The organism is Streptomyces sp. NPDC079167 (assembly GCF_040686735.1).
Taxonomy (GTDB): Bacteria; Actinomycetota; Actinomycetes; order Streptomycetales; family Streptomycetaceae; genus Streptomyces.
This window is the reverse complement of record NZ_JBFBLO010000006.1, coordinates 248,273-275,090: the sequence shown is the minus strand read 5'-3', so window position 1 is coordinate 275,090 and position 26,818 is coordinate 248,273. Positions and strand designations below refer to the sequence as shown.

Here is a 26,818-nt window from a genome sequence, read left to right as displayed (position 1 = left end):
CCGGCCACAGGCCGACCGGCTCACGGCGGTGCTCCGGTTACTTGACGTTGACGCCGGTCCAGGCTGCCTGGACGGCCGTCAGTTCGGCGCTGTCGGCGCCGAACAGGTCGGTGGCCGCCTCCTCGGTCGCCTCGCGGGCTCCGGCGTAGTCGGTGCTCGACGTCATGTAGACGGAGAGCGCCTTGTACCAGATCTGGTAGGCCTTCTGGCGGCCGATGCCCGTGACCGTGGAGCCGTCGGCGGTCGGGGAGTCGTAGTCGACGCCGTCGATGGTCTTGGCGCCGCTGCCTTCGGCCAGCAGGTAGAAGAAGTGGTTGGCGACACCGGAGGAGTAGTGCACGTCGAGGTCGCCGACGCCGGAGTCCCAGTAGTCCGCCGAGCCGCCGTCCTTGCTCGGCTTGTCCATGTAGCGCAGGGGCGTCCCGTCGCCGTTGATGTCGATCTTCTCGCCGATGAGGTAGTCACCGGGGTCGGTGGCGTTGTCGGCGAAGAACTCCACGGACGTGCCGAATATGTCGCTGGTCGCCTCGTTGAGGCCCCCGGACTCGCCCGCGTAGTCCAGGTTGGCGGTGGCCGAGGTCAGGCCGTGGCTCATCTCGTGGCCGGCGACGTCGATCGCGGTGAGCGCGCTCTTGTCGTCGGCTCCGTCGCCGTACGTCATGCAGAAGCAGCTGTCGTCCCAGAAGGCGTTGACGTAGCCGGTGCTGAAGTGGACGCGGGAGTACGCCGCCCGGCCGTCCCCGGCTATGCCGTCGCGGCCGAGCTCGGACTTGTAGAAGTCCCAGGTCGTGGCGGCGCCGTAGTGGGCGTCGACCGCCGCGGTCTGGCGGTCGTTCCCGGTGCCGTCGCCCCAGGTGTCGTCGTCGTCGGTGACGAGGGTGCCGGTGCCGGTCTCGCTCTGGCCCAGGTCGTACGTCTTGTGGCCGCCCCGGTCGCCGTCGGTGAGCTCGAAGCCCGAACCGCCCTGGGTGGTCGAGAGCGTGACCTCCCCGCTGTACTGGCTGTTCCCTGTGCCGGTCTCGACGGCCTCGTAGCTGTGCAGGCGCTTGCCGGTCGTGGCGTCGGTGATGATGTGGAGCCGGCTGGGGGTGCCGTCCTTCTGGACGCCGCTCCTGACGGCCTCGAAGGCGAGGGCGGGCTTGCCGCTGCCCGCCCAGACGACCGTGCGCGCGCCGGCCGCGGCCTTCAGCTCCGGCTGGGTCGAAGGCACGGTGATGCGGGCCTCGGTGGCCTTGTCGACGCCCTTGGAGGTGCCGTCAGCGGCGGTGTGGGTGACGAGGTCGCCGCCGAGGACCGGCAGTCCGGCGTAGGTGCGCTCGTAGCGGGTGTGGACGGTGCCGTGGGCGTCCTTGATCACGTCACGGGCGATCAGTTTCTCCTGGCTGCCGAGTCCGAGGGCCTCGGCAGCCGACGACGCGTCGGCCTGGGCGGCGCGGAGGGCGGTGGCGCGGGGGCCGGCGGTGTTCACACCGAGCGCGGTGGCGCCGGCGGGAGAGGCGGTGTCATCCGCCGTGCGGGAACCGGCCGTTGCCGTGCCGGTCTGGACGCCGACGACGACCATCGCGGCAACTGCGGCCAGGGCGGCGGCGCGACGGGTGTTCATGTGGGGGGTCATGCCTTCTCCGTTGCTCGTCCTGTGGGGGGTACGAGCGGAGAGCGTGCCACCGAGTGAACAGTTTTGACGGGGCGCCGACAATTACCTCACAAGTTTTTGACCAGTTCTTGTCCGACTGAGGTTCATTCGCGTCCGCTATATGAAGCGGACGCACGGGAGCCCCCGGCCGACCTGGGTCGGGCGAGGGCTCCCGTGGGGAAGGCGTTCGCGTCAGAGGTTGACGCCGAAGTCCTGGGCGATGCCGCGCAGGCCCGAGGCGTAGCCCTGGCCCACGGCGCGGAACTTCCACTCGGCGCCGTTGCGGTAGAGCTCGCCGAAGACCATGGCGGTCTCGGTGGCGGCGTCCTCGCTCAGGTCGTAGCGGGCGATCTCGGTGCCGCCGGCCTGGTTGATGATGCGGATGAAGGCGTTCCGCACCTGGCCGAAGTTCTGGCTGCGGGCCTCGGCGTCGTAGATGGAGACCGGGAAGACGATCTTGTCGATGTCCGCCGGGAGGCCCGCGAGGTTGACGTTGATCTGCTCGTCGTCGCCCTCGCCCTGGCCCGTGACGTTGTCACCGGTGTGGACGATGGTCTGGTCCGGCGTCGCCTTGTTGTTGAAGAAGACGAAGTGGCCGTCGGAGTAGACCTTGCCGGCGGTGTTGACCGCGATCGCCGAGGCGTCGAGGTCGAAGTCGGTGCCGGTGGTGGTGCGGACGTCCCAGCCGAGGCCGACCGTGACGGCGGTCAGGCCCGGGGCCTCCTTGGTGAGCGAGACGTTGCCGCCCTTGGACAGGCTTACAGCCATGGGAAGTCCCTTTCCTCGTCGTGTGCGGGCTTCGTGCCATCACGAAAGCTACCGTCACCCGTCCTAACGCAGACAAGAGACCACGAGGTTCCTGTTCCCTTTACTTTCTTTGCCGAACTTCTGGCCGAACGCTCGCAAAACAAGGTGACGAACCGGTCGGGCGCCAGGGAACATGGGTGTCATGTCCGGGCCCTATGTCATCCGCGGTTCGGTCTCCCTTCCGGAGGCCGAACTCATGTGGCGTTTCTCGCGGTCCTCCGGGCCCGGCGGGCAGCACGTCAACACGAGCGACTCGCAGGTGGAGCTCCGCTTCGACCTCGCGGCGACCGAGGCCCTTCCCGAGGTGTGGAAGGCCCGGGCGCTCGAACGGCTGGCGGGCCGGCTGGTCGGCGGTGTCGTGTCCGTACGCGCCTCGGAGCACCGCTCCCAGTGGCGCAACCGTGAGACGGCCGCCGTGCGGCTCGCGGCGCTGCTGGCGGAGGCCACGGCCCCGCCGCCCAAGCCGCGCCTCAAGAAGAAGATCCCGCGTGGCATCAACGAGCGCAGGCTGCGCGAGAAGAAGCAGCGGGGCGACACGAAGCGCGGGCGCTCCGGCCGCGACTGGTGAGGGCCCCCGTGAAGGGCTTACCGGTCAGCCCAGCTGCCGGTAGCGGCCCTTGAAGTAGGTCAGCGGCTCTCCGTCCGGGCTCGGCAGCGAAGCCGTCAGCACCCTGCCGATCACCAGCGTGTGATCCCCGGCCGGGACGCGCTGCTCCGTGCGGCACTCCAGGGTGGCCAGTGCGCCCTCCACCAGGAACGCCCCCGTGACCTCGCCGCGTATGCAGGGGATGGTCTCGAAGAGCAGCCGGTCGCTGATCCGCCCCTTCATGGCGAACCGCCCGGCGACGCTCCCCTGGCTCCCGGCGAGCACCGACACCGCCCACAGCTCCTGCTCGGCCAGCAGGTCGTCCATCCGTGAGTCGTTGCGCAGGCTCACCATGACCAGCGGCGGGTCCAGGGACACCGACATGAAGGCGGTCGCCGTCATCCCGACGTCCTCGCCCCGGCCGTCCTCGTCCAGCGGCGGTTCCTGCGCGGTGACCAACACCACCCCGGCGGCGAGTCTGGACAGGGCGGCGCGGAATTCGTCGTTGCTCACCCCTTCAGCATGGGGGACGGCTTCGGGGCGCGGGGCGGGGGGAGTCTTCTGCAGCACACGGGGCACGCTAGTGCCGCGGTACGCCCCGTCGCATCGGGCCAGGGGACCAGCCGGGTCCTAGGACCACCGTCCCGGGCGCTCCGATTTGCGTTCGGTAAATAGAGGGAGTCCTCGGAAGAGCCCCGGACAGCCTTTACGATCTGTTGTGACTTGAGTCACAGAGAGCAATATTTGTTGACCCTGTGTACCGGGTGCACAGCTCACTGTGATTCAGTGGCCGTGACAGTGCAACAAGTACGTCGATATGAAACCTGGAGTTGCTGTCGAGGTCTCAGGGAGTGCGAGCAATGGAGGCCGAGTCGGAGCCGTACGTCCGCCTTGCGACCATGCGGCAGTTGCACCAGGCCGTCGCTGATCTCAACACGGCGCGGAGCCTGGCGGACACGCTGCAGTCCGTGGCCGACGGCATCGTCACCGGGCTCGGTTACGAGCTGGGGTGTGTGAACCTCGTCCGCCCCGACGGTGATCTCGTGGTCGCCGCGTTCGCCGGCAACAGTGCCGCGGAATCCCTGATCACCGGCCGTGTCGGCTCCCGTGAGTCCTGGGAGCGCCGGCTGTCGATGGGCGAGGCCTGGGACGAGCTCCGGTTCATACCCCACACCGAGGGCTGGGTGCTCCTCGACGACGACGTACCGCAGTGGCACACCGAGGGGCCCGAGCCCCGCTTCGAGGACGAGTGGCACCCCCTGGACCGCCTCTACGCCCCCATGTACGCCTCCGGCGGAGGTCTGGACCTCCTGGGCGTCATCTCGGTCGACAGGCCGCGCAACGGCCGCCGCCCCGGCGCCTGGGGCCGTGAGGCCCTCCAGATGTACGCCTCCCAGGCGGCCATTGCGATCAGTAACGCTCGCCTCAGAGCAAACATGCAGCGCGCCCTGGTCAGGCTCGAGCGCGAACAGCAGGCACTGCGCGCCAGTGAGGAATCCTTCCGCCAGGCGTTCGAGTACGCCCCCAGCGGCATGGCCATCGCCGAGATGGGCGGGGACCAGCACGGCAGGCTGCTGCGCACCAACGACGCGCTCTGCCGGCTCCTGGGACGCCCCGCGTCCGTCCTGCGCCGCTACTCCTTCGCCGACCTGGTCCACCCCGAGGACATCGGCACCCTGCTCCGCACGTCCGCCGAGGGCGGGCGGGCGGAGCTGCGGCTCGGGCGCAGGGACGGCACGTACCTCTGGGTCTCGCTGCGCAACTCCGTCGTCGCCGACACCACCGACGGCCCGCGCTTCCTGCTCACGCACGTCGAGGACATCGAGGAGCGCAAGCGCAACGAGCTGAATCTCGCGCACCGCGCCTCGCACGACGCGCTCACCGGTCTGCCCAACAGTGCCGAGCTGCGCTCCCGGCTCGGCGCGCGGCTGTGTGAGAGGCCTCACTCGGTCACCTCCAGCGCGATCGAGGCGCTGGACGCGGCCTACGGCGACGTCGAGAGCCCGGCGCACGCCTACCGGGCGGACGGTTACGAGGGGGAGGCCGCCCCGGGCGTCGGCCCCTACGACCACCACGTGCACATCGTGGCGCCCGACGCGGACCGCGACGACGGCACCAAGGGGCTCGCGGTGCTCTTCTGCGACCTGGACGGCTTCAAGTCCATCAACGACCGCTTCGGGCATCACGCGGGTGACGCGGTTCTCATCGAGGTCGCCCGGCGGCTCACGACCTGCGTACGGGACGGTGACACGGTCGCGCGGCTCGGGGGTGACGAATTCGTCGTCCTCGCGGACGGCCTCGGGGCCGCAGATGCCGCAGATCTGGCCGTACGCTTGCGTAACGCCATCATTCCGCCCATCCGGGTGGACGGCCGGGCAGTCAGGGTCGGGGCGAGTTTCGGTATCGGCTGGGCCGAGTGCGGCATGACCGAGGAAGAGGTCCTGCACTCCGCCGACCAGCGGATGTATGTGGAAAAGCGGTCCCGGTCGAAGGTTCACCGCAGAGCCGGCTGACGTTCACGCCCTGGCTGTCCCCGTACACCGCCCGGTTTTCCGGGGGGCCGAGAGCAATTCGACGCGTGCTCCGTTCGGGGTAGGCTCGGCCGGTCGGCGACGGCTGGCGACATGGTGAGGAGTGACCCAGGGATGACGGCCGGAAACAACGGCGCGAGCAAGCCCGAGGACGACGATCCGTTCGGCTATCTGTACGAGGACGGGCGGGCGGCAGGCGCACAGCCGCCCGGGCAGGGTGGATACGGCTACCCGGGTCCGGCCGCGCAGCCCGGCGTGCCCAGAACGTCGTACAACCAGGTGCGGACGGTCGGTGAGCGCCAGTACGGGCAGGTACCGCCGCAGCATGCGTACGGCCAGCAGCCTCCGCCGCAGTACGGTCAGCCCCAGTACGGCCAGCCGAACCCGCAGTACGCGGCGCCGGAGACCTACCCCGGCGGTGCGCCCCAGCACCCCGGCGACGGCAGGAACGCCGGCCCCGGCCGTGGGGGTCCCAACACCAAGGCGCTGCTGATCGCGGCCGTCGCGGTGGTCGCGGTCGTGCTCATCGGCATCGGCGCGGCGCTGATGACGGACGACGACAGCGACGGCAAGAAGGCCGAGGCCGGGTCGTCGGCGGGTCCGGCCGACGAGGTCCAGGAGTCCCCGAAGCCCGAGAAGTCCTCGCCGACGAAGTCCCAGGAGCCGGTCGATCTGCCGGAGCAGGACGCGGCGACGCTGACGCTCGGCGGTACGGCGTCCCTGGACAACAGCGTCAAGGGCGCGAAGAGCGCCAACGGCCAGTACATCAGCCTCAACGAGGTCGGCCGGTCGGCGACCTGGACCGTCGATGTGCCGGAGAGCGGCCCGTACACGCTGTACGTGACGTACGGGGTGCCGGGCAAGGACGCCAAGACGTCCCTCACGGTCAACGACGAGGACCCGCGCTCGATCAACATGAAGAACTTCGCGAACGCCGCGGAGGGTGACCTGGAGAAGGGCTGGACGAACACGTACGCGTACGTGCAGCTCGACAAGGGGTCGAACACGCTGATGCTGTCGTGCAACGAGGGCGACTCGTGTGACGCCAATCTCGACCAGCTGTCGCTGAAGTCGGGTCACGTCCAGAACTGATCCGCCGCTCAGGAAGTCCGCACCACCGTCGTCCCGGTCCTCGCCCAGCGCGAGCCGGGACGCGGTCGTTCCGGGGGCCGTTCAGGCCGCCGGTGCGTGCTGTTCGACGGTGACGCGGGTCAGCAGGTCCTCGTAGGCCGCACGGTCGAACTCGCCGGCCGCCGGGGCCAGCACGGTCGCTGTGGACAGGGCCACCGCGCGCGTCAGCCGGTCCCGCCAGCCGAGCCCTTCGGCGAGGGCGGACAGCAGCCCGGCCACGGCGGAGTCGCCCGCGCCCGTCGGGTTGCCGCGCACGGCGGACGGCGGTGCGGCGCGCCAGACGCCGTCGGGGGTGACGGCGAGGAGTCCGTCCGCGCCGAGCGACGCGACGACGCTGTGTGCGCCCCGGCGGCGGGCGTCGCGGGTGGCGCGCAGGGGTTCGCGGGCGCCGGTGAGCCGGGCGAGCTCGTCGGCGTTCGGCTTGACGAGGTCGGGGCGGGCGGCGATGCCGCGGCGCAGGGGTTCGCCGTCGGTGTCCAGGAGCACGGGTACGCCGGCCGCGCGGGCGAGCCGTACGAGTTCGGCATACGCGCCGACGTGGACGCCGGGGGGCAGGCTGCCGCAGAGGGCGACGGCCGCGGCCCCGGGGAGCAGCTCCCCGAACGTGCCGAGGAGGGCCGTCCACTCGGCGGCGCCGATGTGCGGGCCCGGCTCGTTGAGCTGGGTGGTGTCACCGCTGGAGCGGTCGACGACGGCGAGGGTGCGGCGGGTGTTCCCCGCGACGGTGACGAGCGCGTCGGTGGGGCGGTGGGGGAGTCGGCCGAGGAGTTCGCGGAGGACCGCTCCGGTGGCGCCTCCGGCGAAGCCGGTCACCACGGTGTCGTGGCCGAGGGCGGAGAGCACCCGGGCCACGTTGACACCCTTGCCGCCGGGGCGTTCGGTCACCTCGTCGACGCGGTGGCTGCTGTGCGGGACGAGTGCGGGGACGGCGTAGGTCAGGTCGAGTGCCGTGTTCAGCGTGACGGTCAGTATCACCTGTACCGGCCCCCGGTTCCTCTGGTCGTCCGTACCCGCGCCGTCTCCCTGCGGCGCCGTCCCTGGTGATCATGCCAAAGAGGCGACGGTCGTCCCAGGTTTCCGGGACAACCGCCGTCGCTTCGTTACGTTTTCAACCGCCCGTGGGCCCTGGTCGGCCGTCAGACGGCCGGGGGCTCGACGATCCACTCGCCCCGGCGCATGACGCCCTTGACCGCGAAGTCCGCGTCCAGGACCACCAGGTCGGCGTCCTTGCCGGGGTCGAGCGAGCCGACCCTGTCGTACAGGCCGAGGAGTCTGGCCGGGTTGGCGGAGATGGACCGGACGACGTCGTCGACGGGAATGCGGTCGACGGTCACGGCCCTGCGGAAGGCGGTGTCCAGGGTGAGGGTGGAGCCCGCGATCGAACCGCCCTCCACCAGGCGTGCGACACCGTCCTTGACCTCGACGGCGAGCGGTCCGAGCTCGTAGAAGCCGTCGCCCCCGCCGGCCGCGTCCATGGCGTCGGTGATCAGCGCGACCCGGCCGGCGCCCGCGTGGTGGTAGGCGAGCTCCAGGGCGGCGGGGTGCAGATGCGTGCCGTCGTTGATCAGCTCGACGGTGACCCGCTCGTCCTCCAGGAGTGCCGCGACGGGGCCGGGCGCGCGGTGGCCTATGGCGGGCATCGCGTTGAAGAGGTGGGTGGCGACGGTGGCGCCCGCGTCGATCGCCTCGACGGTCTGCTCGTACGTCGCGTCCGTGTGGCCGACGGCGGCGATCACCCCGTGCTCGGCGAGCAGCCGTACGGACTCGATGCCGCCGGGGAGCTCGGTGGCGAGGGTGACCATCCTGGCGCTCCCGCGCGCCGCGTCGAGCAGCTTGCGCACCTCCGCCGGGTCGGGATCGCGCAGGAGGCCTTCACTGTGGGCGCCCTTGCGGCACGGGGAGATGAAGGGGCCCTCGAAGTGGATTCCGGCGAGCTCGCCCTGCTCGACCAGCTCGGAGAGCATGCCGGCCTGCCGGGCCAGGAAGTCCATCTCGCCGGTGACGGTCGAGGCGACGACGGTCGTCGTGCCGTGCGCGCGGTGCGCCCGCACGGCGGTCAGGGCGTCCTCGGCGGTGCCGGTGGCGAAGGACGCGCCGCCGCCGCCGTGGTTGTGGATGTCCACGAACCCGGGGACCACCCAGTGGCCCGAGAGGTCGACGGTCCGGGCGTCCTCCCGCGTGCTGCCGGCGATCCGGGTGCCTTCGACGATCACCCGGCCGTCCTCGACGGTGCCGGTGGGAAGCACCACCCGGGCACCTGCGAGAACCGTGCTGTCTGCGCGTCCGGCCATCAGGCGGAAACCTCCGTGGAGAGTAGATCCCAGGCGAGCAGCCCTGCGCCCAGGCATCCGGCGGTGTCCCCGAGGGCCGCCGGGACGATGTGAGGCAGCTTCTGGAACGTGACCCGTTCCTCGACAGCCGCACGCAGTGGTGTGAACAAGGTTTCCCCTGCCTCGGCAAGACCGCCACCGATGATGAGCGTGCGGGGGTCCAGCAGGGTGAGCGCGGTGACCAGCCCCGCGGCCAGCGCGTCGACGGCGTCCCGCCACACGCGCAGGGCCGCCGGGTCGCCCGCGGCCACGGCCTTCGCGCAGTCCGCGGCGTCCGCGTCGGGGTCCCCGGACGCGGCGGCCCAGGCCCTGGACACGGCGGCGGCCGAGGCGAGGGTCTCCAGGCAGCCGCGCTGGCCGCAGCCGCACTCCGGCCCGTCCGGGCGGACCACGATGTGCCCGATCTCACCCGCGTAACCGTGGGCGCCCGCCTCGATGGTGCCCGCTATGCCGATGGCGCCGGCGATCCCGGTGCCCAGCGGTACGAAAAGGAAGCGGTCCGCTCCCTGGCCGGCGCCGATCCGCCCTTCGGCGAGGCCGCCGGTCCGCACGTCGTGGCCGAGCGCGACGGGTACGCCGCCGAGCCGCTCGCCGAGCAGTTCGCGCAGGGGTAGGTCGCGCCAGCCCAGGTTGGCGGAGTAGACGGCGATCCCGCGCTCCGCGTCGACGATGCCGGGCACGGCGACCCCGGCGGCGACGGCGCTCTCGCCGAGGTGCTCGGTGCCGTACGCGCGGAGGTCCTCTGCGAAGCCGAGGATCGTCTCCACGACGGCTTCCGCACCGCGGTCCCTGCCGGTGGCCCGGCGCGCCTCGTGGAGCAGGGTGCCGTCGGCCCCGACCAGAGCGGCCTTCATTCCTGTGCCGCCCACATCGAGGGCGATGACGTGTCTCACGGGAGACAGTTTCGCCCGCCGACCCCTAAAAGGTCTAGTCCACTATCGTGGTTTGTTGAGCACCCATACAAAACGGCCCTGCTAGATTGCCGAATCGATACGCAGGTGGTGTAGACCTCGTGCGGTCGTGAGGCGGTATCGCCGGGTTCGCAGTCGGCAGCGGAGGTGTCCGCGTCGACCGAGGTAGGGATGGGCAAGGCTGTGCAGCGGCGCTATGTGGGTCTGACCGCGGTGGTGGCCGCATTCGGGATGACGGCGACGTTGTCGGGGTGCGGTTCGGACACCGGGGGCGGCGACGTCACCCTGCGGCTGGTCGCGGCCGACTACGGCACGAACGCGGAGAACAGCTCCCAGAAGTACTGGGACGACGTCGCCGGGAAGTTCGAGAAGGCCAACCCCGACATCAAGGTCGAGGTCAGCGTCTACTCCTGGAAGGACGTCGACCGCGAGGTAGCCGAGATGGTGAAGGCCGGCAAGGCCCCCGACATCGCGCAGATCGGCGCGTACGCCGACTACGCCAAGGCGGGCAAGCTCTACGCCGCCGACGAGATGATCGCCATCCGCACCGGGTCCAACTTCCTGCCCTCGCTCACGGACGCGGGTGAGGTCGACAACACCCTGTACGGCCTGCCGTTCGTCGCCAGCACCCGGCTGCTCTTCTACAACAAGGGCCTCTTCGCCAAGGCTGGCCTCGGGGCGCCGCAGACCTGGGACGACATCCAGAGCGACGCCGCCGCGCTCAAGGAGCGCGGGGTGACCTACCCCTTCGCCCTGCCGCTCGGCCAGGAGGAGTCCCAGGCGGAGACGCTGATGTGGCTGCTCAGCGGGGGCGGCGGTTACACGGACGAGGTCGGCAACTACAACATCGACTCCCAGGCCAACATAGAAACCTTCAAGTGGCTGAAGAACAACCTCGTGGGCAAGGGTCTCACCGGCCCCGTCGCCCCGGGGAAGCTCGACCGGGCGAAGGCATTCGACGCGTTCACCGACGGCGACGTCGGCATGCTCAACGGCCACCCGACGCTGATGCAGGAGGCCGAGAAGAAGGGCGTCGAGGTCGGCATGGTCCCGCTGCCCGGGATCGAAGGGCCGACCAAGGGCTCGATGGGTGTCGCGGACTGGATGATGGGCTTCAAGCAGAACGGCCACCGGGCTGAGATCGGCAAGTTCCTCGACTTCGCCTACACGGACGAGAACGTGCTCGCCTTCGCCGACCAGTACGACCTGCTGCCCGTGACCGGCACCGCGTCCACCGCGATGGAGGCCGACGGCAAGCACAAGCAGCTGCGCGAGTTCCTGTCGGCGCTGCCGAACTCGCAGCTGTACCCGTTCGGCAAGACGTCGTGGGCGCAGGCCAGCGAGAGCATCAAGGAGAAGATCGGCTCCGCGGTCGAGCCCGGCGGCAACCCGGAGAGCGTGCTGGGGACCATCGCGACCCAGGCGCGGCAGGCGGAGAGCGCCGAGTAGGTAGGTTGGTTCATATGACCGGCCCTCCCACTGACGACGCGGACTCCGCCGCCCCGCTCTCCGGCCAGGAACGCGCGGTGCTGGCCCTGGAGCGGCGCTCCTGGCCGGGCCCCGGCGCGAAGGAGCGCGCGATCCGGGAAGACCTGGGTATCTCGCCGGTCCACTACTACCAGCTGCTCAACGCGCTCCTGGACGACCGGCGGGCGCTGGAGGCGGATCCGGTGACGGTGAACCGGCTGCGGCGGGTGCGGGATGCGAGGCGGGGGCGGCGCTGAGCGCCGACTGCCGCGGCTGGTTTGGCTCCCGTCAGTGCCGGGGCTCCGCCCCGGACCCCGCGCCTCAAACGCCGGCGGGGCTGGGATTGGTCCTGTGCGCCTCAAGTGCCGCGGGGCTGGATGCTGCCCCGGTGGGCGGGGGAGGCCGGCGGGGCTGGGATTGGCCCTGTGTCTCGAACGCCGGCGGGGCTGGCATCGGCCCTGCTCACCGCTACGCTCGGGCCATGGGCAATCCGGCACACCCCATCCCGACCCCGTCCACCCAGGCCGGCCGCGAAGGCCTCGCCGCGCTCCTGGCCCGTCCCTCCCGTGCGGTCGTCGCACTGGACTTCGACGGCACGCTCGCCGACATCGTCCCGGACCCGGAGCGGTCCCGGGCGCACCCCGATGTCGTTCCGGCCCTCTCCGCGCTCGCCCCCCGCGTCGCCGCCGTCGCAGTCATCACCGGCCGCCCGGCCGACACCGCCGTACGGTACGGAGGCTTCGCGGGAGCACCGGGCCTGGACCATCTCGTCGTCCTGGGCCACTACGGCGCCGAACGCTGGGACGCCGCCACCGCCACCGTCCACGCCCCTCCGCCGGACCCCGGAGTGGAAGCCGTACGGGCGGAGCTCCCCGCGGTGCTGGAAGGGGCGGACAGCGGCATCTGGGTCGAGGAGAAGGGCGGTCGCGCGGTCGCCGTGCACACCCGCCGTGCCGCCGACCCGCAGGCCGCCTTCGAGGCCCTGCGCGCTCCGCTGGGCAGCCTGGCCGCGCGCCACGGCCTGATCGTCGAGCCGGGCCGCCTCGTCCTGGAATTGCGCCCGCCGGGCATGGACAAGGGCGTGGCGCTGGAGGAGTACGTGAAGGAGACCGGCGCCGAGACGGTGCTCTACGCCGGTGACGACCTCGGCGACCTCGCCGCGTACGCCGCCGTGGAGAGGCTCCGCACCCAGGGCGCCGCCGGCCTGCTGGTGTGCAGCGGCACCGAGGTCCCCGAACTCGCCGACCGGGCCGACCTGCTGCTGCCGGGCCCGGCGGCGGTCGCGGAACTGCTCCGCTCCGTCGCCGGGCGGGTCACGCGGGCCTCCTAGGCCCGCAGCGCGTCGAGCTGGTCCAGGAACCACTGCTGCGGTGGCAGTGCGGTCGCGGCGGCGGCCAGGCGCTTCGAGCGGGCGCCGCGCTCGTCGGGGTCCATCGTGAGACCCTCGTGCAGCGCCGCCGCCGTGGCCGACACGTCGTACGGGTTGACCACGATCGCGTCCTCGCCCAGCTCCTCGTACGCCCCCGCCTCGCGGGACAGCACCAGTGCGCAGCCGTGGTCCGAGACGACCGGGACCTCCTTGGCGACGAGGTTCATGCCGTCGCGGATCGGGTTGACCAGGGCCACGTCCGCCAGCCGGTACGCCGCGAGGGAGCGGGCGAAGTCGTCGTCGACGTGGAGCAGGACCGGGGTCCAGCCCTCCGTGCCGTACTCCGCGTTGATCGCGTCGGCGACCCGCTGTACCTCCGCCGTGTAGTCGCGGTAGACCGCGAGGTCCTGCCGGGACGGGTAGGCGAAGGCGATGTGCACCACCCGCTCGCGCCATTCGGGGCGCTCCTCCAGCAGCGCACGGTAGGCGTGGAGGCCGCGCACGATGTTCTTGGAGAGCTCCGTGCGGTCCACCCGCACGATCGTGCGTCGGTCCGCGCCGATCTGCTCCCGCAGGATCTCCATGCGCTCGTCCACGTCCGCCTCGTGGGAGCGGCGGCGCAGGAAGTCCCCGTCGGCGCCCAGCCCGTGCACCCCGATCCGGGTGCGGCCGGTGCCGCCGAGGATCTCCGTGCAGCAGCCGATGAAGGCGTCCGCCCAGCGGCGGGTGAGGAACGCGGCGCGGTCGGCGCCCAGGATGCCGTTGAGCAGCTGCTCGCCGATGTCGTCGGGCAGCAGCCTGAAGTAGTCGACGGGCGCCCAAGGGGTGTGCGAGAAGTGCCCGATCCGCAGGTCGGGGCGGAGTTCGCGCAGTATGCCGGGGACCAGCGAGAGGTGGTAGTCCTGCACCAGGACCGCCGCCCCCTCGCCCGCCTCCTCGGCGAGCGCCTCGGCGAAGGCCCGGTTGTACGCCTCGAAGGAGGCCCACTGCCGGCGGAACTCCGCGTCGAAGACGGGCTCCACCGGCGTCTCGTAGATCATGTGGTGGACGAACCAGAGCACGGAGTTCGCGATGCCGTTGTACGCGTCGGCGTGGACCCCGGCGTCGATGTCGAGCATCCGGACGCCGGGCTCGGAGACCCCCCGCCGGACCGCCTCGCGGTCGCCGTCGCCGAGTGCGGCGCACACCCACAGCTTGTCGTCGACGGCGCTGAGGCCGGAGACGAGCCCGCCCCCGCCCCGTTTCGAGTCGAGCGTGCCGTCCTCCCGCCGGGTGTACGACACCGGGCCGCGGTTGGACGCGACGAGTACCTGGGCAGCGTGCTCGGAGACCATGTACCCGAACCTAGCCCGTTCGGGAAGCCGCCAAACGTGAAGCGTCCGCGGAGCCGGGCGTGGAGAACCGTTACGCCGCGTTCCGCGAGGCGTACTCCGCGATCTCCCGCATCGGGGGGCGCTCCTCGGTGTCCACCGCATGGGTGTGCGGGACGAATCCGTCGGGCCCCCGCTCGAACTGGGTGATCTCGGGGCGCACGAGGGCGCCCCGGGAGAGCCGCAGCTGTGCCGTGCGGTAGATCGTGGCGGCCATCCGGCCGAGGGCCTGGCCGTCCTGGTGGCGGTGTTTGCGTACGCCGACGTCGACCTGGGCCAGTGCGTCCAGGCCGACCGTGTGCAGCGCGTCTACGAGCAGGCCCAGCTCCACCCCGTAACCGACGGGGAAGGGAAGCTGCTCCAGGAGGGAGCGCCGCACCGCGTACTCGCCGCCCAGCGGCTGTACGAAGCCGGCCAGCCGCGGCCAGTGCAGATTGAGCAGCGGGCGGGCCACCAGTTCGGTCACCCGGCCGCCCTGGCCTGCGGCGTCGCCCAGCGGCCGGTCGTACATGGCCTTCACGAAGTGCACCGAGGGGTCGGTCAGCAGCGGGCCGACGGTCCCGGAGACGAAGTCGGCGGAGAAGTCCTTGAGGTCCGCGTCGACGAAGCAGACGATGTCCCCGCCGGTCACCAGCAGTGAGCGCCACAGGACCTCGCCCTTGCCGGGGAGGGCGGGGATACGGGGGAGGATCGCGTCCCGGTGCACGACCCGGGCGCCGGCCAGCCGTGCCTCGTCGGCGGTGCGGTCGGTGGATCCGGAGTCGATCACCACCAGTTCGTCGACGAGCTGGACCTTCTCCATCAGCTCGCGCCGGATCTCCGCGACGATCGCGCCGACCGTCGCCTCCTCGTTCAGCGCGGGCAGGACCACGCTCACGCGCGAGCGGTGCGGATCCTTCGCCCGCGCGGCCGTGAGCCGGTCCGGCGGGCGGTCGGCAGCAGACCAGGAACGCCTGGTCAGCCAGCGTTCCACCTCTTCCAGCACGGTCGATACTCCCTGTATGTGATCCATCTCGCGGTTCGGACGACTATCTCAACCGTCCGGTGCTTCGGTTACAGTCTTGAACAACGCGGATGACCCTCGCATGTCGGGGTCGGTCCGCGAATAAACGCCCGGATCCATGGTCCGGTGCCATAGCGCTCATCCAGAGGGACTGAGGGAACGGCCCGTCGAAGTCCCGGCAACCCTCCTGCCGACCGCGAGGTCACGGTGGGGAAGGTGCCAATTCCGTCTTGTGGCGAAATACGTCGCAAGGAAGATGAGGAGAAAGGGCCTCCGCCATCATGGCCGTGCAGACAGTTGCAGCCGACACCAATACCTCCGCAGTGGACCTCGGTCCCGCCGCGGCACTTTCCTGCCGCGAATGCGGCGAGCGTTTCGAGCTCGGTCCCATTTTCGCCTGTGCGTCCTGTTTCGGGCCGCTCGAAGTGGCGTACGACCTGCCGAGCGGCTCCCCCGAAGAGCTGAAGAAGCGCATCGCCGAGGGCCCGAACAACATCTGGCGCTACGCGCCGCTGCTGCCGGTTCCCTCCGATGTCGCGGACAAGCCCAACATCAACCCCGGTTTCACGAAGCTGGTCAAGGCCGACAACCTCGCCCGCGAACTGGGCGTGACCGGTGGTCTGTACGTCAAGGACGACTCCGGCAACCCGACGCACTCCTTCAAGGACCGTGTCGTCGCCATCGCCGTCGAGGCCGCCCGCGCCTTCGGGTTCACCACCCTCTCCTGCTCCTCCACCGGCAACCTCGCCGGTGCGGTGGGCGCCGCCGCCGCCCGCGCCGGCTTCCGCTCCTGCGTGTTCATCCCGCACGACCTGGAGCAGGGCAAGGTCGTCATGGCCGCGGTGTACGGCGGCGAGCTGGTCGGCATCGAGGGCAATTACGACGACGTCAACCGCTTCTGCTCGGAGCTCATCGGCGACCCGCTCGGCGAGGGCTGGGGCTTCGTCAACGTCAACCTCCGGCCGTACTACGGCGAGGGCTCCAAGACCCTGGCGTACGAGATCTGTGAGCAGCTCGGCTGGCAGCTGCCCGACCAGCTCGTCATCCCGATCGCGTCCGGCTCGCAGCTCACGAAGATCGACAAGGGGCTGCAGGAGCTGATCAAGCTCGGTCTCGTCGAGGACAAGCCGTACAAGATCTTCGGTGCCCAGGCCGAGGGCTGCTCCCCGGTCTCCACCGCCTTCAAGGCCGGCCACGACGTGGTGCGTCCGCAGAAGCCGAACACCATCGCCAAGTCCCTGGCGATCGGCAACCCGGCCGACGGCCCCTACGTCCTGGACATCGCCCGGCGCACCGGCGGCGCGGTGGAGGACGTGAACGACGAGCAGGTCGTCGACGCGATCAAGCTGCTGGCCCGCACCGAGGGCATCTTCGCGGAGACCGCGGGCGGGGTGACGGTCGGCGTGACGAAGAAGCTGATCGACGCCGGCCTGCTCGACCCGTCCCTCACCACCGTCGTCCTGAACACCGGTGACGGACTGAAGACGCTCGACGCGGTCGCCCCGACGACCGGCCTGTCGGCGACGATCCGGCCCAGCCTGGACGCGTTCCGCGACGCGGGCCTCGCCGCCGCCAACTGACACCCGAGACCGAAGGAAGGCACCCACATGAGCGTCAAGGTCCGTATCCCCACCATCCTCCGCACCTACACGGGCGGTCAGGCCGAGGTCCCGGCCGAGGGTGCGACCCTCTCCGAGGTCATCGCGTCCCTGGAGCAGAACCACCCGGGCATCGGTGCCCGTGTCCTGGACGACCAGGGCAAGCTGCGCCGCTTCGTCAACGTGTACGTCAACGACGACGACGTGCGCTTCGAGGGCGGCCTGGACGCGGTCACCCCGGACGGCGCCGGTGTGTCGATCATTCCGGCCGTCGCCGGAGGCTGACCGCCCGGGGCCTTTCGGCGCCCGACCGCATGACGTGAGCCCAGTGGCCCCCTCCGCCGGAAAGCGGAGGGGGCCATTCTGCATGGTTGAGCACGGTACAGTTGGGGAAGTCCCCGCAGCTGCCCGTGCCGCCCGCATATGAGAATGCGCCCGGCCGCGACAAGAAGCAGCCAAAGTAAGTGAACTCCTTGCGGCATAAGTGGCCTTTGTCAGGCCCGACTTGCCCTGGAATCCTATGAATTCCCCCATTGCGGGCAGTCGCCTGTGCCCAGAATTCTCGTCCGATTGACCTGTTGCAGAGGGCAGTTGGGCAGATACATTCGGCCGCGGTCGACGCGTTCCGGCGCACGCCACCCTCTCCTGTCGGAGGGTGAGTTCTGACCCGGGCCCGCGAAGTGCGGCGCTCGTGCAAGGGCCAGTAATAGGGGAGTTAGGCATGGCTCAGGGCACCGTCAAGTGGTTCAACGCGGAGAAGGGGTACGGCTTCATCGCGGTCGACGGTGGTGCGGATGTTTTCGTCCACTACAGCGCGATCCAGATGGACGGGTACCGCACCCTCGAAGAGGGTCAGCGAGTTGAATTCGAGATCTCGCAGGGCCAGAAGGGGCCCCAGGCGGACATGGTCAAGCTCGCCGTCGGCTGAGCTCGGCGCGGTCGTCCGACGACACTACTCACGCACGTGAGGCCCGTACCCCGGCCGGGGGTACGGGCCTCACGTGCGTCCGCGTCACTCCCCGGACGCCTTGAGGTTGTCCACATCCGAGGGGGACGCTTGCACTCGAAGGGGTCGAGTGCTAATCATTGGCGTTAGCACTCTCCAGGTGAGAGTGACAGAAACTTGGACCGGGCCGGTGAGGCCCGCAGGCCCGGTGGGGCAAGGAACCACTGAGCACGCTGGCCGTCCGTCGCGGGCGCCACTCGGTCCGGAGAATCCACCCCTGTCCGGGAGGACCACTTCACATGGCCAAGATCATCGCGTTCGACGAGGAGGCACGGCGCGGTCTCGAGCGCGGGATGAACCAGCTCGCCGACGCCGTCAAGGTCACCCTCGGCCCCAAGGGCCGTAACGTCGTCCTCGAGAAGAAGTGGGGCGCGCCCACGATCACCAACGATGGTGTTTCCATCGCCAAGGAGATCGAGCTCGAGGACCCGTACGAGAAGATCGGTGCGGAGCTGGTCAAGGAGGTCGCCAAGAAGACGGACGACGTCGCCGGCGACGGTACGACCACCGCCACCGTTCTCGCCCAGGCGCTCGTCCGCGAGGGCCTGCGCAACGTCGCCGCGGGTGCCAACCCGATGGCTCTGAAGCGTGGCATCGAGAAGGCCGTCGAGGCCGTCTCCGCCGCTCTGCTGGAGCAGGCGAAGGACGTGGAGACCAAGGAGCAGATCGCTTCGACGGCCTCCATCTCCGCTGCCGACACCGAGATCGGCGCCAAGATCGCCGAGGCGATGGACAAGGTCGGCAAGGAAGGCGTCATCACCGTCGAGGAGTCCCAGACCTTCGGTCTGGAGCTCGAGCTCACGGAGGGTATGCGCTTCGACAAGGGCTACATCTCGGCCTACTTCGCCACCGACATGGAGCGTATGGAGTCGTCCTTCGACGACCCGTACATCCTGATCGTCAACTCCAAGATCAGCAACGTGAAGGACCTCCTTCCGCTGCTCGAGAAGGTCATGCAGTCGGGCAAGCCGCTGCTGATCATCGCGGAGGACGTCGAGGGCGAGGCTCTGTCGACCCTGGTCGTCAACAAGATCCGTGGCACCTTCAAGTCCGTCGCCGTCAAGGCTCCGGGCTTCGGTGACCGCCGCAAGGCCATGCTCGGCGACATCGCCATCCTCACCGGTGGCACCGTCATCTCCGAGGAGGTCGGCCTCAAGCTCGAGAACGCCGGTCTCGACCTGCTCGGCACCGCTCGCAAGGTCGTCATCACCAAGGACGAGACGACCATCGTCGACGGTGGCGGCGAGAGCGACCAGGTCCAGGGTCGCGTCAAGCAGATCCGTGCCGAGATCGAGAACTCCGACTCGGACTACGACCGCGAGAAGCTCCAGGAGCGCCTCGCGAAGCTGGCCGGCGGCGTGGCCGTCATCAAGGCCGGCGCTGCCACCGAGGTGGAGCTCAAGGAGCGCAAGCACCGCATCGAGGACGCGGTGCGCAACGCCAAGGCCGCCGTCGAGGAGGGCATCGTCGCCGGTGGTGGCGTGGCGCTGCTCCAGGCCTCGGCCGTCTTCGAGAAGCTCGACCTGACCGGTGACGAGGCCACGGGCGCCAACGCCGTGAAGCTCGCGCTGGAGGCCCCGCTCAAGCAGATCGCCGTCAACGGTGGTCTCGAGGGTGGCGTCATCGTCGAGAAGGTGCGCAACCTGCCGATCGGTCACGGCCTCAACGCCGCGACCGGCGAGTACGTCGACATGATCGCCGAGGGCATCATCGACCCGGCGAAGGTCACGCGCTCCGCTCTGCAGAACGCCGCGTCCATCGCCGCGCTCTTCCTCACCACCGAGGCCGTCATCGCCGACAAGCCGGAGAAGGCCTCCGCGGCCGCTCCGGGCGGCATGCCGGGCGGTGACATGGACTTCTGATCCTCGGATCAGCAGCTCCAGCAGTACCGCGGTATCCGTACGACGCCGGCCCCCGGGATTCGTTCCCGGGGGCCGGCGTCGTCGTTGTCGCCGCTGTGCGGCGTTCGGGTGGGGCCGGGTCAGGACCCGTCGGTGTTCGACGGGCCGAAGAACTCGATCTCGGCGATGGCCACCTGCTTGTCCGAGGACGCGGCGTGGGCCGACTCGACGGTGAAGCGCACCTTGACGGCGTCGCCGACGCGGAAGGCCCGCCGCTGGCCGCCGACGCCCTGGTCCAGGGTCAGATGGCGGGTCGTCTGCTTTCCGTCCTTGGTCGTGATCGTCGCCTTGATGCGCTGCGGCAGCGCTGACTTGTTCAGGTCGTCGGCCTTGATGGACACACCCGGGGTGATGATCACGTCCAGCAGCCGGGTCGGCTGGTCGAAGCGGGCCTCGATCCACTCGCCCGCACCGGACTGATCGACCCCCGGGCCCCACCACGTGTTGTTCACCTTGTCGAAGGCGAGCTGCGGCTTGTGGCCGGTCCACGAGCGGGACGCCGCGAGGTCGTTGGGGGCGACCATCGCGCGCTTGGCGAAGTGGTCCTTGGTGGCCTGGATGCCGTCGGGCAGATACATCACGCCGAGGACGGCCAGGGTGATGACGACGGCCGCGGTGATCCATGTGCCGATGCGGTCGAAGACGCGGCGGATGCGGGGCCTGTCGCCGGCCCACGGGTTCTCGTTGCGGCGGGAGCCCGCGAGACGGCGCCACCACGGGAGGGGGGCGGGCGCGCGCTCCGCGTTGTCGGCCAGCGGCATCGCGCAGCGGGCGCAGTAGTGGCGGTCGGGGCGGTTGGGGGTGGCGCACCAGGAGCAGGGCGGGCCGTTGCCGGTGTCCTGCTGGGGGCCGGGGACGCGTACCTGCGGCCGGTCGGTGTCCGGGCGGCCGGGCAGGACCGGGGCGGCGGCGGGGGGCGGCGAGGAGTGGGACGGCTCGGGCTCGGCGACCGGGACGAGGAGGGAGCGGGCGCGGTCGGCGGCGCTCTCGCCGGAGGTGGGCAGCGGGACGGTGGGGTCGGTCTCGCCCGGGTGGCGGCCGCCGGGGGCCGGTGAGGCCGCCACGGGCCAGTCGTCCGCCGTGTTCGCCCGGCCGGGCTCCTGGGTGTCGCGGTGGTGTCGCGGCAGGCGCGAGGCGTCGGGTGTCGCGGCCGAAGGCCCGGCCTCGGCCGGTGCCGTCGAGGGGGTGGTGCCGGTGCCGGCGGCGTGCGTCGCGTTCGCGCCGCTGCCCGGCGGCGGGGTGTGGGCGCCGCCGGTACGCGCGAAGCCGTCCCAGCCGCCCCCGGCGGACTCCTCGGAGGAACCGCCGGAGGGCGTGGCTCCGGCCGAGGGGCGTCCACCGGGCGGTGTCGATCCCGCGGGTGGGGTGGAACCGCTGCGGGGACTTGGGCTCCAGCTGAGCACGGCGCCGCAGGCGTCGCAGAACGACTGCCCCGGTTCCGCGCGGGTGCCGCACTCGGCGCAGTTCTGCGTGGTCATCTCTCCGGGGTCCTTTCGGCTGCCGTCACGGTGACGGTGTAGGGCATGTGCGCGGGGCGGGCGGCGGCCACGAGGGCGTCCAGGCGGTGCGTGTCCGCGGGTGTGGGGTCAGGGAGGGCGATGGAGACGTGGAGGTGCGGGCGGGGCTTGCCGGGTACCGGGCCGAGGGGGCGGGCGTTCCACGTGGCGCCGCCGCTCTCGGAGATCTCCGGTTCGGTGCCGAAGGCGAGCTGTACGGCTTCGGAGAGCCCGCGCCGGGTGCCCCGTACGCGGTGCAGGCGTGCGGCGGCGGCCACGGCGGCGCGCAGCCGTGGCTCCGGTTCGGTGCCGTCGGTCTCGGCGCCGACCCAGGTGCTGAGCCACTGGGCGAAGTCCACCGGGGTGAGGGCGGGGTCGAAGTAGGCGTCCACGCAGTCGAGTACGTTCAGGATCGGCGCGAGGACGTCGTCGAGGCCGCCGACGAAGCGCTGGGCGAGATCGTCCTCCGCGAAGACGGCGGGGAGCATCGTGCTGATGGGTGTGGACGAGCCGAGGCCGTCGATCGAGCCTCTCATCGGTGGTCTCCTGTGCGGGTGTCGGCCGTCACGCCCCGTCTCCGATCACCCGGACGCGGTGGTCGAAGGAGAAGACCAGGGCCGGCGGGTCGAGGTCGATGCGGTTGGTCGGGTCGCCGCGCTTGCCGGTCAGCGGGTCGGCGGGGTGCAGGATGACCTCGTCGACCAGTTCGACACCGGGGACCCGCTGGAGGACGGCGAAGACCTCGCCCGCCTGGACCGGGCGGCCGAAGGGCCAGCCCCGTCCGTCGGCGCCCCCGGTGAGCGGGTCGAGGTGGTGGTAGAGGGCGTCGTGGACCTGGCGGCGTACGCGGTCGGTGTCCACCCCGCGGAAGGCGTGGACGGTGGCCACCACGGTGACCCCCTGGTAGTAGGGCGGGCCCACGGCGACCCGGGTGCCGATGAGGCGGCGTTCGTCGAGGTGGCGGGTGATGCGGCCGAGCAGCGCGTCGCCCGGGACGAGTTGTTCGAAGCGGAGCCGGCCGCCGGGGTCGGGGACGGCCTGGGGCACGACGAGGACCCGTATCGCGTAGGCCCCGTACTCGCTCTCCTCGCCTTCCAGGCAGGTGATGCGGGCCGTCTCGGGGGCGGCCCGGCGGGCGAGTTCCTCGTAGTCGCGCAGGGTGACGGCGCGTTCCTGGGCGCGGAGGGTGATGGGCGCCCGGAGCTTGGCCTCCTCGACCGTCTCGCCGTCGACGCCGCCGCGGGCGGCTTCGCGGTTGACGACCTCGGCGACGTACGGGATGGAGGTGCGCAGGACCTGGACGGTGCCGCGGGCCACGTTGCCCTCCCGGCCGCCGCCCGTGCGGTAGCGGCGGGCGCGGATGACGGAGCCCTTGGGGGCGACGGCGCCGTACTGGCGGAGGGTGCCGTCGGGTTCGCGGACGGCGGGGCCGAAGGCGATCTCGCCGGTCGCGGCGTCCAGGGTGATGTGCCGGTCGTCGGGCCGGGACGCGGCGAAGTGCGGGACCACCTGCCAGTCCTCCCAGCCGTCGTGCTCGGCGGTCTGGAGCCACAGGGGCGGGTCGTCGCCGACCACGGGGGCGTGGGTGAGCCGCAGCCGCTGGCCCGGGAGCCCGATGGACTCGCCGAGCATCTCGTCGTGGACGGCCTCGGCGTGCACGACGCCGGTGGTGCCGCCGATGGTGTAGGCCTCGGCGGACCTGATGGTCGGCGACGTGGCGTAGAAGGGCTGGCCGGGCTGGGGTTCGGTGACGCGGCAGCGCAGCCAGCCCGCCTCCTGTCCGCCGTTGCGGGAGAGGACGTGGCCGCCGGGGATGTGCAGGACGATGTCGCCGGGCCGGTTGAGTCCGCCGGTGCCGTCGCGGTCGACCTCGCAGGACCGCCAGCCGTCCTCGGTCCACGCCTCCCACACGAGCGGGGGCTGCCGGGGGTCGACGCCGACACCGTCGACGCGGCTGTCGAGTTCGAGGGCGAGGGCGCAGTGCGGGACGGCGGCGGTGAGGCCGATCAGCATGCAGTCGCCGGGGGTGGGGGACTCCGCGAAGCAGTGCAGGTCCTTGCCCTCGGCGAGGTCGTCGGTCCGGTCGGCGACGGGCTGGCCCTGGTGCTGCACCACGAGGCGCCGGAGCGCGGTGGGCACGACGCTCAGTTCGCGTTCGGTGGCGAAGACGACGGCGCTCTCCCGCTCCGTGCGTACGGTCGCCACCTCGGTGCCGACCGGCACGGCTATCGCCTCCTCCTGCGGGGCGGACAGCCAGAACGTGACCTCGGTGCGGGCGGCGGCCGGAGGAAACAGGGTGATGCCGACGAGGTCGAGGAAGGCCAGATGGTTCTTCTCCGGCACGCGGTTGAGGCGGTAGACGATCTGGTCGGCCATGTGCGCGACCGTCTCGACGAGGGTGACTCCCGGGTCGGAGACGTTGTGGTCGGTCCACTCCGGGGCGCGCTGCTGGATGTAGCGCTTGGCGTCGTCGACGAACTGCTGGAAGCGGCGGTCGTCGAGATTGGGGGAGGGCAGGGACATCAGCCGTCGCTTTCGGAAGGGGCACCGGAGCCGCCGGAGGGGCCCGGCTCCCCGGGTTCGTCGTGGGAGGGGATGACGTAGAACGGGAAGACCAGGCTGCGCGGGTTGTTGGTGCCGCGGATGGCGTAACGCACGTCGATGAACAGGACGTTCTGTTCGGCGCCGGCGGTGACCTCGACCTCGTGGACCTCGATGCGGGGCTCCCAGCGGTCCAGGCTGACGTGGACCTCGTGCTGGATGCGGCCGGCGGTCTGTTCGTTGACCGGTGCGAAGACGAGGTCGTGGATGGCGCAGCCGAACTCCGGGCGCATCGGCCGCTCACCCGGTGCGGTGGCCAGGACGAGCCGGATGGCCTCCTCGACCTCCCGCTCCCCGCTGACGAGGGCGATGCCGCCCGTGGGGCCGATGCGCAGCGGGAAGGCCCAGCCGGAACCGACGAACTGTTCGGCCATCAGAGAGCCACCTGCCTTCTTCTCGATACGGACCCGGCACACGGGTGCGGTCCGCCGCTCATCCGAACGGGTACTTGATGGTGTTGACGAAGAAGCCACCCATGAGGTCGAGCTTGATGGCCTTGATGTTCACGTTGGCCACCGACTGGACCGACACGATCCCCGTGGCGGAGAGCGACGCGGCGCCGGTCGCCGACAGGTTCAGGGCGCCCATCGCGTTCACGCTGACCACACCGCCCGTGGACCGGAGGTTGACCATGCCCTGCCCCTGGAGGGTGAGCGGCCCGCCGCTCTTGATGGTCACCGCGCGGCGTGCGCTCAGCGAGAGGTCCGTCCCCGCCTCCACCGACACCGAGCGGCTGCCCGTGATGCTGACCGAGCCCTTGCTGTCTACGGTGATCTCGGTCTTGGTGCGGTCGAGGTTGATGGTCAGCCTGTCGTCGCCGCTGGCGATCCGGACGCCCTGCTTCCGCCCTCCGGTCCGCTGGCTGAGCAGGTCGACGCGGTTGCCCTGGCGGTCGGACACGGTGTGCCGGGTGGCCTTCTTCTTCAGGCCGTCGTGCAGGGGCACGTCGTTCCTGGTGGGCACGTCCCGGCCGTTGTAGAGCCCGCCGATCACGAACGGGTGGTCCAGCGCACCCCGGTCGAAGGCGACCAGCACCTCGTCGCCGACGTCCATGGGGAAGACGCCGCCACCGCCCACACCGCCGAACTGCACGCTGCGCGCCCAGTCGCTGACGTAGGTGTTGTCGAGCCAGGGGAACTGGAGCTTGACCCTGCCCTGCTTGAGCGGGTCCTGCACGTCGGTGACGATGGCGTTGGCGACGCTGGGCAGCCGGCCGCCGTCCTGGGCGCCGCCGCCCGAGGCCAGCCCGTACAGCGAGCGCCACTGGCGTCCGCTGACGGTGACCCAGGACTCGTAGTGCTTCCCGTCGCCGAACACGTGGCGTACGGAGGTGACGGTGTACTTCCCCTCGAAGGGCTTGCCGACGTCGGCGAGGGCCACGGGCACACCGGGACGCAGGTCCGGGTTGCCGCGCACCACGACTTCCAGCTCGGCGAAGGAGGACGTGACGTCGGCGGCGAGGGCCTGCGAGGCGTGCCGCACCTCGTCCTGCTTGTCGTAGGGGTTGTTCGTCTCGACGAGCTTGGCCGCCTTGAACTTCCCGGCGGCCTCGCCCGGGGTGAGGCCGATGGAGATGCCCGGGTCGGTCTTGGCGGGCGAGACCTCGGTGATCTTCTTCTTGGTGGTGACGTTCCAGCCGCGCGACTCGACCTCGCCGACCTGGTCGGCGGCGGTGACGGCGGCCCGCAGCCGCAGGATGTCGTGGCCGGCCTGGAGGACGAAGGGGCTCTTGTCGCCGTCCGTGCCGGGGGAGGGCGCGCCGGACGACGGATTCGGTTTGACGAACCGGAACTTCCCCTTGGCGTCCAGGGACATCACCATGCCGTTCTCGTCGGCGAGCCGGGCCAGGAAGTCCCAGTCGGTGACGTTGGACTGGCTGATGAACCCGTACGCGCCCTTCGTCGCCTGGATGCGGCCGACGGGCACGCCGTCCATGCCGACGAGCTTGCGGGCGATGTCGGAGGCCGTCTGGTTGCGGTACGCGGCGACCCGGCGCTGGCGCATCAGGCGGTGCCCGAAGTCGTAGCCGCGGATGACGGTGAAGCTGCCGGTGCCGTCGTAGTCGGCCTCCATGCCGGTGACCTCACCGGTCAGCAGCGGCTTGCCGACGCCCTGGCCGTCCGCCACCGGTGTGAGGACCACCCTGGTGCCGAACTTCACGCTCAGCTCGCCGAGCACCAGGTGGTACGGGTCGCGGAAGGTGAGCCGGAAGGCGGCGGGGACACCGGCACCCTGGTCGACCCAGCCCTCGACGAGCATCGGGGCGATGGCGGGGGGCAGCTTCGCACCGCCGACGGTGACCTGCATGATGCTGGAGAACGCGGTCTGCACCATCAGTGAGGCACCTCCTCGGCCGCGGGCAGCAGGAGTTGCGTGCCGGAGGGCAGCCGGGACGGGTCGTCGATGCCGTTGGCCTCGGCGATCGCACGCCACGCGGTGGCGTTGCCGTACTCGCGCCAGGCCAGCGACTGGAGGGAGTCGCCCGCGACGACCTGGTGCACGCGCTGGGCGGTGAGTGCGCCGGAGGTCGGGTTCTGGCCCTTGGTCTTCCCGGGGATCTCGTGCAGCTGCACCTGGCAGGTGGCGCGGATGGGGATGCCGGTCGTGCCGAAGAGGGTGTACGACGCCTCGATGGAGCTGACGTACGCCGTGAAGCGGGCCGTGGAGAACGAGCCCCACTGGAAGACCACCCACGGCGGTGACGGCTGGTTGGCGGCGATGCTGTTGGAGGTCACCTCGCAGCAGCCCAGCAGCGACTCCACCTTCTTCAGCACGGTGTTGCCGGTCGGCTTGGTGGAGGAGTCCAGGAAGATCTCCAGGGTCATCTCCCGGGGCTCGGCCCCCATGAACTCCGGCTTCGAGCCGTCCCGTACGGCCGCGGTCGGGGTCGCCTTCCACTGGGCGCGCTGGCTGAGGGACAGCTGCGCCGGGTTGAACTCGAAGCTGAACGTCCGCATGAGCGCGCCGGGTGTGGTGCTCGTGCCCACCGGCGGCTCGTGGATGGCGAGGCCGGCGCGTACGAGGCTCTTGCCGGCGCCCTTGCTCTGGGCCATGGTCTTCCTTTCTGCTCTTCGGCGC

The 26,818-nt window shown here is 70.8% G+C and carries 24 protein-coding genes and 1 riboswitch; of the genes, 10 read left to right on the top strand and 14 right to left on the bottom strand.

Annotation, left to right across the window (positions count from 1 at the left end):
- Nucleotides 1-37: 37 nt before the first annotated feature.
- Both AB0P41_RS15525 and AB0P41_RS15520 read right to left on the bottom strand, forming a co-directional pair.
- A complete protein-coding gene (locus tag AB0P41_RS15525) occupies nucleotides 38-1,615 on the bottom strand; it encodes a M4 family metallopeptidase (RefSeq protein WP_365932375.1) in 1,578 nt (525 codons plus the stop codon).
- 210 nt (nucleotides 1,616-1,825) lie between these two features.
- A complete protein-coding gene (locus AB0P41_RS15520; protein ID WP_031093417.1) occupies nucleotides 1,826-2,401 on the bottom strand; it encodes a TerD family protein in 576 nt (191 codons plus the stop codon).
- 172 nt (nucleotides 2,402-2,573) lie between these two features.
- Here AB0P41_RS15520 and arfB point away from each other — a divergent pair, with 172 nt between their 5' ends.
- Complete coding sequence (arfB, locus tag AB0P41_RS15515; RefSeq protein WP_069171362.1) at nucleotides 2,574-3,008, top strand: alternative ribosome rescue aminoacyl-tRNA hydrolase ArfB; 435 nt, start codon at nucleotides 2,574-2,576, stop codon at nucleotides 3,006-3,008.
- A 24-nt stretch (nucleotides 3,009-3,032) separates the two neighbouring features.
- Here arfB and AB0P41_RS15510 read toward each other — a convergent pair whose 3' ends face one another.
- On the bottom strand, nucleotides 3,033-3,539 hold the full coding sequence (locus tag AB0P41_RS15510) for a flavin reductase family protein (RefSeq protein ID WP_356707958.1): 507 nt from the start codon (nucleotides 3,537-3,539) through the stop codon (nucleotides 3,033-3,035).
- Nucleotides 3,540-3,886: 347 nt separating this feature from the next.
- Between AB0P41_RS15510 and cdgB the strand changes: the two genes are divergently transcribed.
- The gene (gene cdgB / locus AB0P41_RS15505) at nucleotides 3,887-5,539 is read left to right on the top strand and encodes a diguanylate cyclase CdgB (RefSeq protein WP_356707957.1); all 1,653 of its coding nucleotides are present in this window, start codon (nucleotides 3,887-3,889) and stop codon (nucleotides 5,537-5,539) included.
- Nucleotides 5,540-5,671: 132 nt separating this feature from the next.
- Nucleotides 5,672-6,649, top strand: coding sequence for a carbohydrate-binding protein (locus AB0P41_RS15500; RefSeq protein WP_356707956.1), 978 nt, complete (start codon nucleotides 5,672-5,674; stop codon nucleotides 6,647-6,649).
- A gap of 81 nt (nucleotides 6,650-6,730) precedes the next feature.
- On the opposite strand, the gene AB0P41_RS15495 is transcribed toward AB0P41_RS15500, so the two are convergent.
- From AB0P41_RS15495 to AB0P41_RS15485, 3 genes are all read right to left on the bottom strand, one after another.
- Nucleotides 6,731-7,663, bottom strand: coding sequence for a 1-phosphofructokinase family hexose kinase (locus tag AB0P41_RS15495; protein ID WP_356707955.1), 933 nt, complete (start codon nucleotides 7,661-7,663; stop codon nucleotides 6,731-6,733).
- A gap of 161 nt (nucleotides 7,664-7,824) precedes the next feature.
- Nucleotides 7,825-8,979 carry an N-acetylglucosamine-6-phosphate deacetylase gene (nagA, locus tag AB0P41_RS15490; protein ID WP_365932371.1) on the bottom strand — a complete coding sequence of 385 codons (1,155 nt, stop codon included), beginning with the start codon at nucleotides 8,977-8,979 and terminating at the stop codon, nucleotides 7,825-7,827.
- Nucleotides 8,979-9,911 (bottom strand): ROK family protein, encoded by a 933-nt coding sequence (locus tag AB0P41_RS15485; protein WP_356707953.1) that lies wholly within the window; start codon nucleotides 9,909-9,911, stop codon nucleotides 8,979-8,981. The genes nagA and AB0P41_RS15485 overlap by 1 nt, the downstream gene beginning before the upstream one ends.
- Before the next feature lie 189 nt (nucleotides 9,912-10,100).
- On the opposite strand from AB0P41_RS15485, the gene AB0P41_RS15480 reads away from it, so the two are divergent.
- From AB0P41_RS15480 to otsB, 3 genes are all read left to right on the top strand, one after another.
- Nucleotides 10,101-11,378, top strand: a complete 1,278-nt coding sequence (locus AB0P41_RS15480) for an extracellular solute-binding protein (RefSeq protein WP_356707952.1) — start codon at nucleotides 10,101-10,103, stop codon at nucleotides 11,376-11,378.
- A 14-nt stretch (nucleotides 11,379-11,392) separates the two neighbouring features.
- Nucleotides 11,393-11,653, top strand: coding sequence for a DUF3263 domain-containing protein (locus tag AB0P41_RS15475; RefSeq protein WP_356707951.1), 261 nt, complete (start codon nucleotides 11,393-11,395; stop codon nucleotides 11,651-11,653).
- A 224-nt stretch (nucleotides 11,654-11,877) separates the two neighbouring features.
- Nucleotides 11,878-12,726: a trehalose-phosphatase gene (gene otsB / locus AB0P41_RS15470; RefSeq protein WP_365932369.1), complete on the top strand. Its 849-nt coding sequence runs from the start codon at nucleotides 11,878-11,880 to the stop codon at nucleotides 12,724-12,726.
- Here the strand turns inward: otsB and AB0P41_RS15465 are convergent.
- Both AB0P41_RS15465 and AB0P41_RS15460 read right to left on the bottom strand, forming a co-directional pair.
- Nucleotides 12,723-14,099 (bottom strand): trehalose-6-phosphate synthase, encoded by a 1,377-nt coding sequence (locus AB0P41_RS15465; RefSeq protein ID WP_365932367.1) that lies wholly within the window; start codon nucleotides 14,097-14,099, stop codon nucleotides 12,723-12,725. The genes otsB and AB0P41_RS15465 overlap by 4 nt on opposite strands.
- Before the next feature lie 70 nt (nucleotides 14,100-14,169).
- Nucleotides 14,170-15,120: a glucosyl-3-phosphoglycerate synthase gene (locus tag AB0P41_RS15460; RefSeq protein WP_365932552.1), complete on the bottom strand. Its 951-nt coding sequence runs from the start codon at nucleotides 15,118-15,120 to the stop codon at nucleotides 14,170-14,172.
- A gap of 153 nt (nucleotides 15,121-15,273) precedes the next feature.
- Nucleotides 15,274-15,401: riboswitch (SAM riboswitch) on the top strand.
- Nucleotides 15,402-15,419: 18 nt separating this feature from the next.
- Between AB0P41_RS15460 and thrC the strand changes: the two genes are divergently transcribed.
- From thrC to groL, 4 genes are all read left to right on the top strand, one after another.
- Nucleotides 15,420-16,718 carry a threonine synthase gene (gene thrC / locus AB0P41_RS15455; RefSeq protein ID WP_365932365.1) on the top strand — a complete coding sequence of 433 codons (1,299 nt, stop codon included), beginning with the start codon at nucleotides 15,420-15,422 and terminating at the stop codon, nucleotides 16,716-16,718.
- Nucleotides 16,719-16,745: 27 nt separating this feature from the next.
- Nucleotides 16,746-17,021 carry a MoaD/ThiS family protein gene (locus AB0P41_RS15450; protein ID WP_099174090.1) on the top strand — a complete coding sequence of 92 codons (276 nt, stop codon included), beginning with the start codon at nucleotides 16,746-16,748 and terminating at the stop codon, nucleotides 17,019-17,021.
- Nucleotides 17,022-17,457: 436 nt separating this feature from the next.
- Complete coding sequence (locus AB0P41_RS15445; protein WP_003967346.1) at nucleotides 17,458-17,664, top strand: cold-shock protein; 207 nt, start codon at nucleotides 17,458-17,460, stop codon at nucleotides 17,662-17,664.
- Nucleotides 17,665-17,981: 317 nt separating this feature from the next.
- Nucleotides 17,982-19,604 carry a chaperonin GroEL gene (gene groL / locus AB0P41_RS15440; protein ID WP_351272810.1) on the top strand — a complete coding sequence of 541 codons (1,623 nt, stop codon included), beginning with the start codon at nucleotides 17,982-17,984 and terminating at the stop codon, nucleotides 19,602-19,604.
- Between the two features lie 119 nt (nucleotides 19,605-19,723).
- Here the strand turns inward: groL and AB0P41_RS15435 are convergent, their stop codons facing one another.
- The 6 genes from AB0P41_RS15435 to AB0P41_RS15410 are packed head-to-tail and all read right to left on the bottom strand — an operon-like array spanning nucleotide 19,724 to nucleotide 26,793.
- A complete protein-coding gene (locus AB0P41_RS15435) occupies nucleotides 19,724-21,121 on the bottom strand; it encodes a zinc ribbon domain-containing protein (RefSeq protein ID WP_365932363.1) in 1,398 nt (465 codons plus the stop codon).
- Entirely contained in the window at nucleotides 21,118-21,675 is a 558-nt protein-coding gene (locus tag AB0P41_RS15430; protein WP_365932362.1) for a phage tail protein, read from the bottom strand. Before AB0P41_RS15430 ends, AB0P41_RS15435 begins: the two co-directional genes overlap by 4 nt.
- A gap of 28 nt (nucleotides 21,676-21,703) precedes the next feature.
- Complete coding sequence (locus AB0P41_RS15425; protein WP_356707945.1) at nucleotides 21,704-23,662, bottom strand: putative baseplate assembly protein; 1,959 nt, start codon at nucleotides 23,660-23,662, stop codon at nucleotides 21,704-21,706.
- The gene (locus tag AB0P41_RS15420) at nucleotides 23,662-24,114 is read right to left on the bottom strand and encodes a GPW/gp25 family protein (protein WP_356707944.1); all 453 of its coding nucleotides are present in this window, start codon (nucleotides 24,112-24,114) and stop codon (nucleotides 23,662-23,664) included. Before AB0P41_RS15420 ends, AB0P41_RS15425 begins: the two co-directional genes overlap by 1 nt.
- A 58-nt stretch (nucleotides 24,115-24,172) precedes the next feature.
- Complete coding sequence (locus AB0P41_RS15415) at nucleotides 24,173-26,074, bottom strand: VgrG-related protein (protein WP_356707943.1); 1,902 nt, start codon at nucleotides 26,072-26,074, stop codon at nucleotides 24,173-24,175.
- Nucleotides 26,074-26,793: a LysM peptidoglycan-binding domain-containing protein gene (locus AB0P41_RS15410; RefSeq protein ID WP_356707942.1), complete on the bottom strand. Its 720-nt coding sequence runs from the start codon at nucleotides 26,791-26,793 to the stop codon at nucleotides 26,074-26,076. Before AB0P41_RS15410 ends, AB0P41_RS15415 begins: the two co-directional genes overlap by 1 nt.
- Nucleotides 26,794-26,818 lie beyond the last annotated feature (25 nt).

What these genes read in the sequence shown, in the direction of transcription:
- AB0P41_RS15465 (WP_365932367.1), bottom strand. Translation starts at nt 14,099, where the DNA reads ATGGTCTCCGAGCACGCTGCCCAGGTACTCGTCGCGTCCAACCGCGGC.
- AB0P41_RS15415 (WP_356707943.1), bottom strand. Translation starts at nt 26,074, where the DNA reads ATGGTGCAGACCGCGTTCTCCAGCATCATGCAGGTCACCGTCGGCGGT.
- AB0P41_RS15435 (WP_365932363.1), bottom strand. Translation starts at nt 21,121, where the DNA reads ATGACCACGCAGAACTGCGCCGAGTGCGGCACCCGCGCGGAACCGGGG.
- otsB (WP_365932369.1), top strand. Translation starts at nt 11,878, where the DNA reads ATGGGCAATCCGGCACACCCCATCCCGACCCCGTCCACCCAGGCCGGC.
- AB0P41_RS15445 (WP_003967346.1), top strand. Translation starts at nt 17,458, where the DNA reads ATGGCTCAGGGCACCGTCAAGTGGTTCAACGCGGAGAAGGGGTACGGC.
- AB0P41_RS15525 (WP_365932375.1), bottom strand. Translation starts at nt 1,615, where the DNA reads ATGACCCCCCACATGAACACCCGTCGCGCCGCCGCCCTGGCCGCAGTT.
- arfB (WP_069171362.1), top strand. Translation starts at nt 2,574, where the DNA reads ATGGGTGTCATGTCCGGGCCCTATGTCATCCGCGGTTCGGTCTCCCTT.
- groL (WP_351272810.1), top strand. Translation starts at nt 17,982, where the DNA reads ATGGCCAAGATCATCGCGTTCGACGAGGAGGCACGGCGCGGTCTCGAG.
- nagA (WP_365932371.1), bottom strand. Translation starts at nt 8,979, where the DNA reads ATGGCCGGACGCGCAGACAGCACGGTTCTCGCAGGTGCCCGGGTGGTG.
- cdgB (WP_356707957.1), top strand. Translation starts at nt 3,887, where the DNA reads ATGGAGGCCGAGTCGGAGCCGTACGTCCGCCTTGCGACCATGCGGCAG.
- AB0P41_RS15520 (WP_031093417.1), bottom strand. Translation starts at nt 2,401, where the DNA reads ATGGCTGTAAGCCTGTCCAAGGGCGGCAACGTCTCGCTCACCAAGGAG.
- AB0P41_RS15500 (WP_356707956.1), top strand. Translation starts at nt 5,672, where the DNA reads ATGACGGCCGGAAACAACGGCGCGAGCAAGCCCGAGGACGACGATCCG.
- AB0P41_RS15450 (WP_099174090.1), top strand. Translation starts at nt 16,746, where the DNA reads ATGAGCGTCAAGGTCCGTATCCCCACCATCCTCCGCACCTACACGGGC.
- AB0P41_RS15410 (WP_356707942.1), bottom strand. Translation starts at nt 26,793, where the DNA reads ATGGCCCAGAGCAAGGGCGCCGGCAAGAGCCTCGTACGCGCCGGCCTC.
- AB0P41_RS15420 (WP_356707944.1), bottom strand. Translation starts at nt 24,114, where the DNA reads ATGGCCGAACAGTTCGTCGGTTCCGGCTGGGCCTTCCCGCTGCGCATC.
- AB0P41_RS15475 (WP_356707951.1), top strand. Translation starts at nt 11,393, where the DNA reads ATGACCGGCCCTCCCACTGACGACGCGGACTCCGCCGCCCCGCTCTCC.
- AB0P41_RS15480 (WP_356707952.1), top strand. Translation starts at nt 10,101, where the DNA reads ATGGGCAAGGCTGTGCAGCGGCGCTATGTGGGTCTGACCGCGGTGGTG.
- AB0P41_RS15425 (WP_356707945.1), bottom strand. Translation starts at nt 23,662, where the DNA reads ATGTCCCTGCCCTCCCCCAATCTCGACGACCGCCGCTTCCAGCAGTTC.
- thrC (WP_365932365.1), top strand. Translation starts at nt 15,420, where the DNA reads ATGGCCGTGCAGACAGTTGCAGCCGACACCAATACCTCCGCAGTGGAC.
- AB0P41_RS15430 (WP_365932362.1), bottom strand. Translation starts at nt 21,675, where the DNA reads ATGAGAGGCTCGATCGACGGCCTCGGCTCGTCCACACCCATCAGCACG.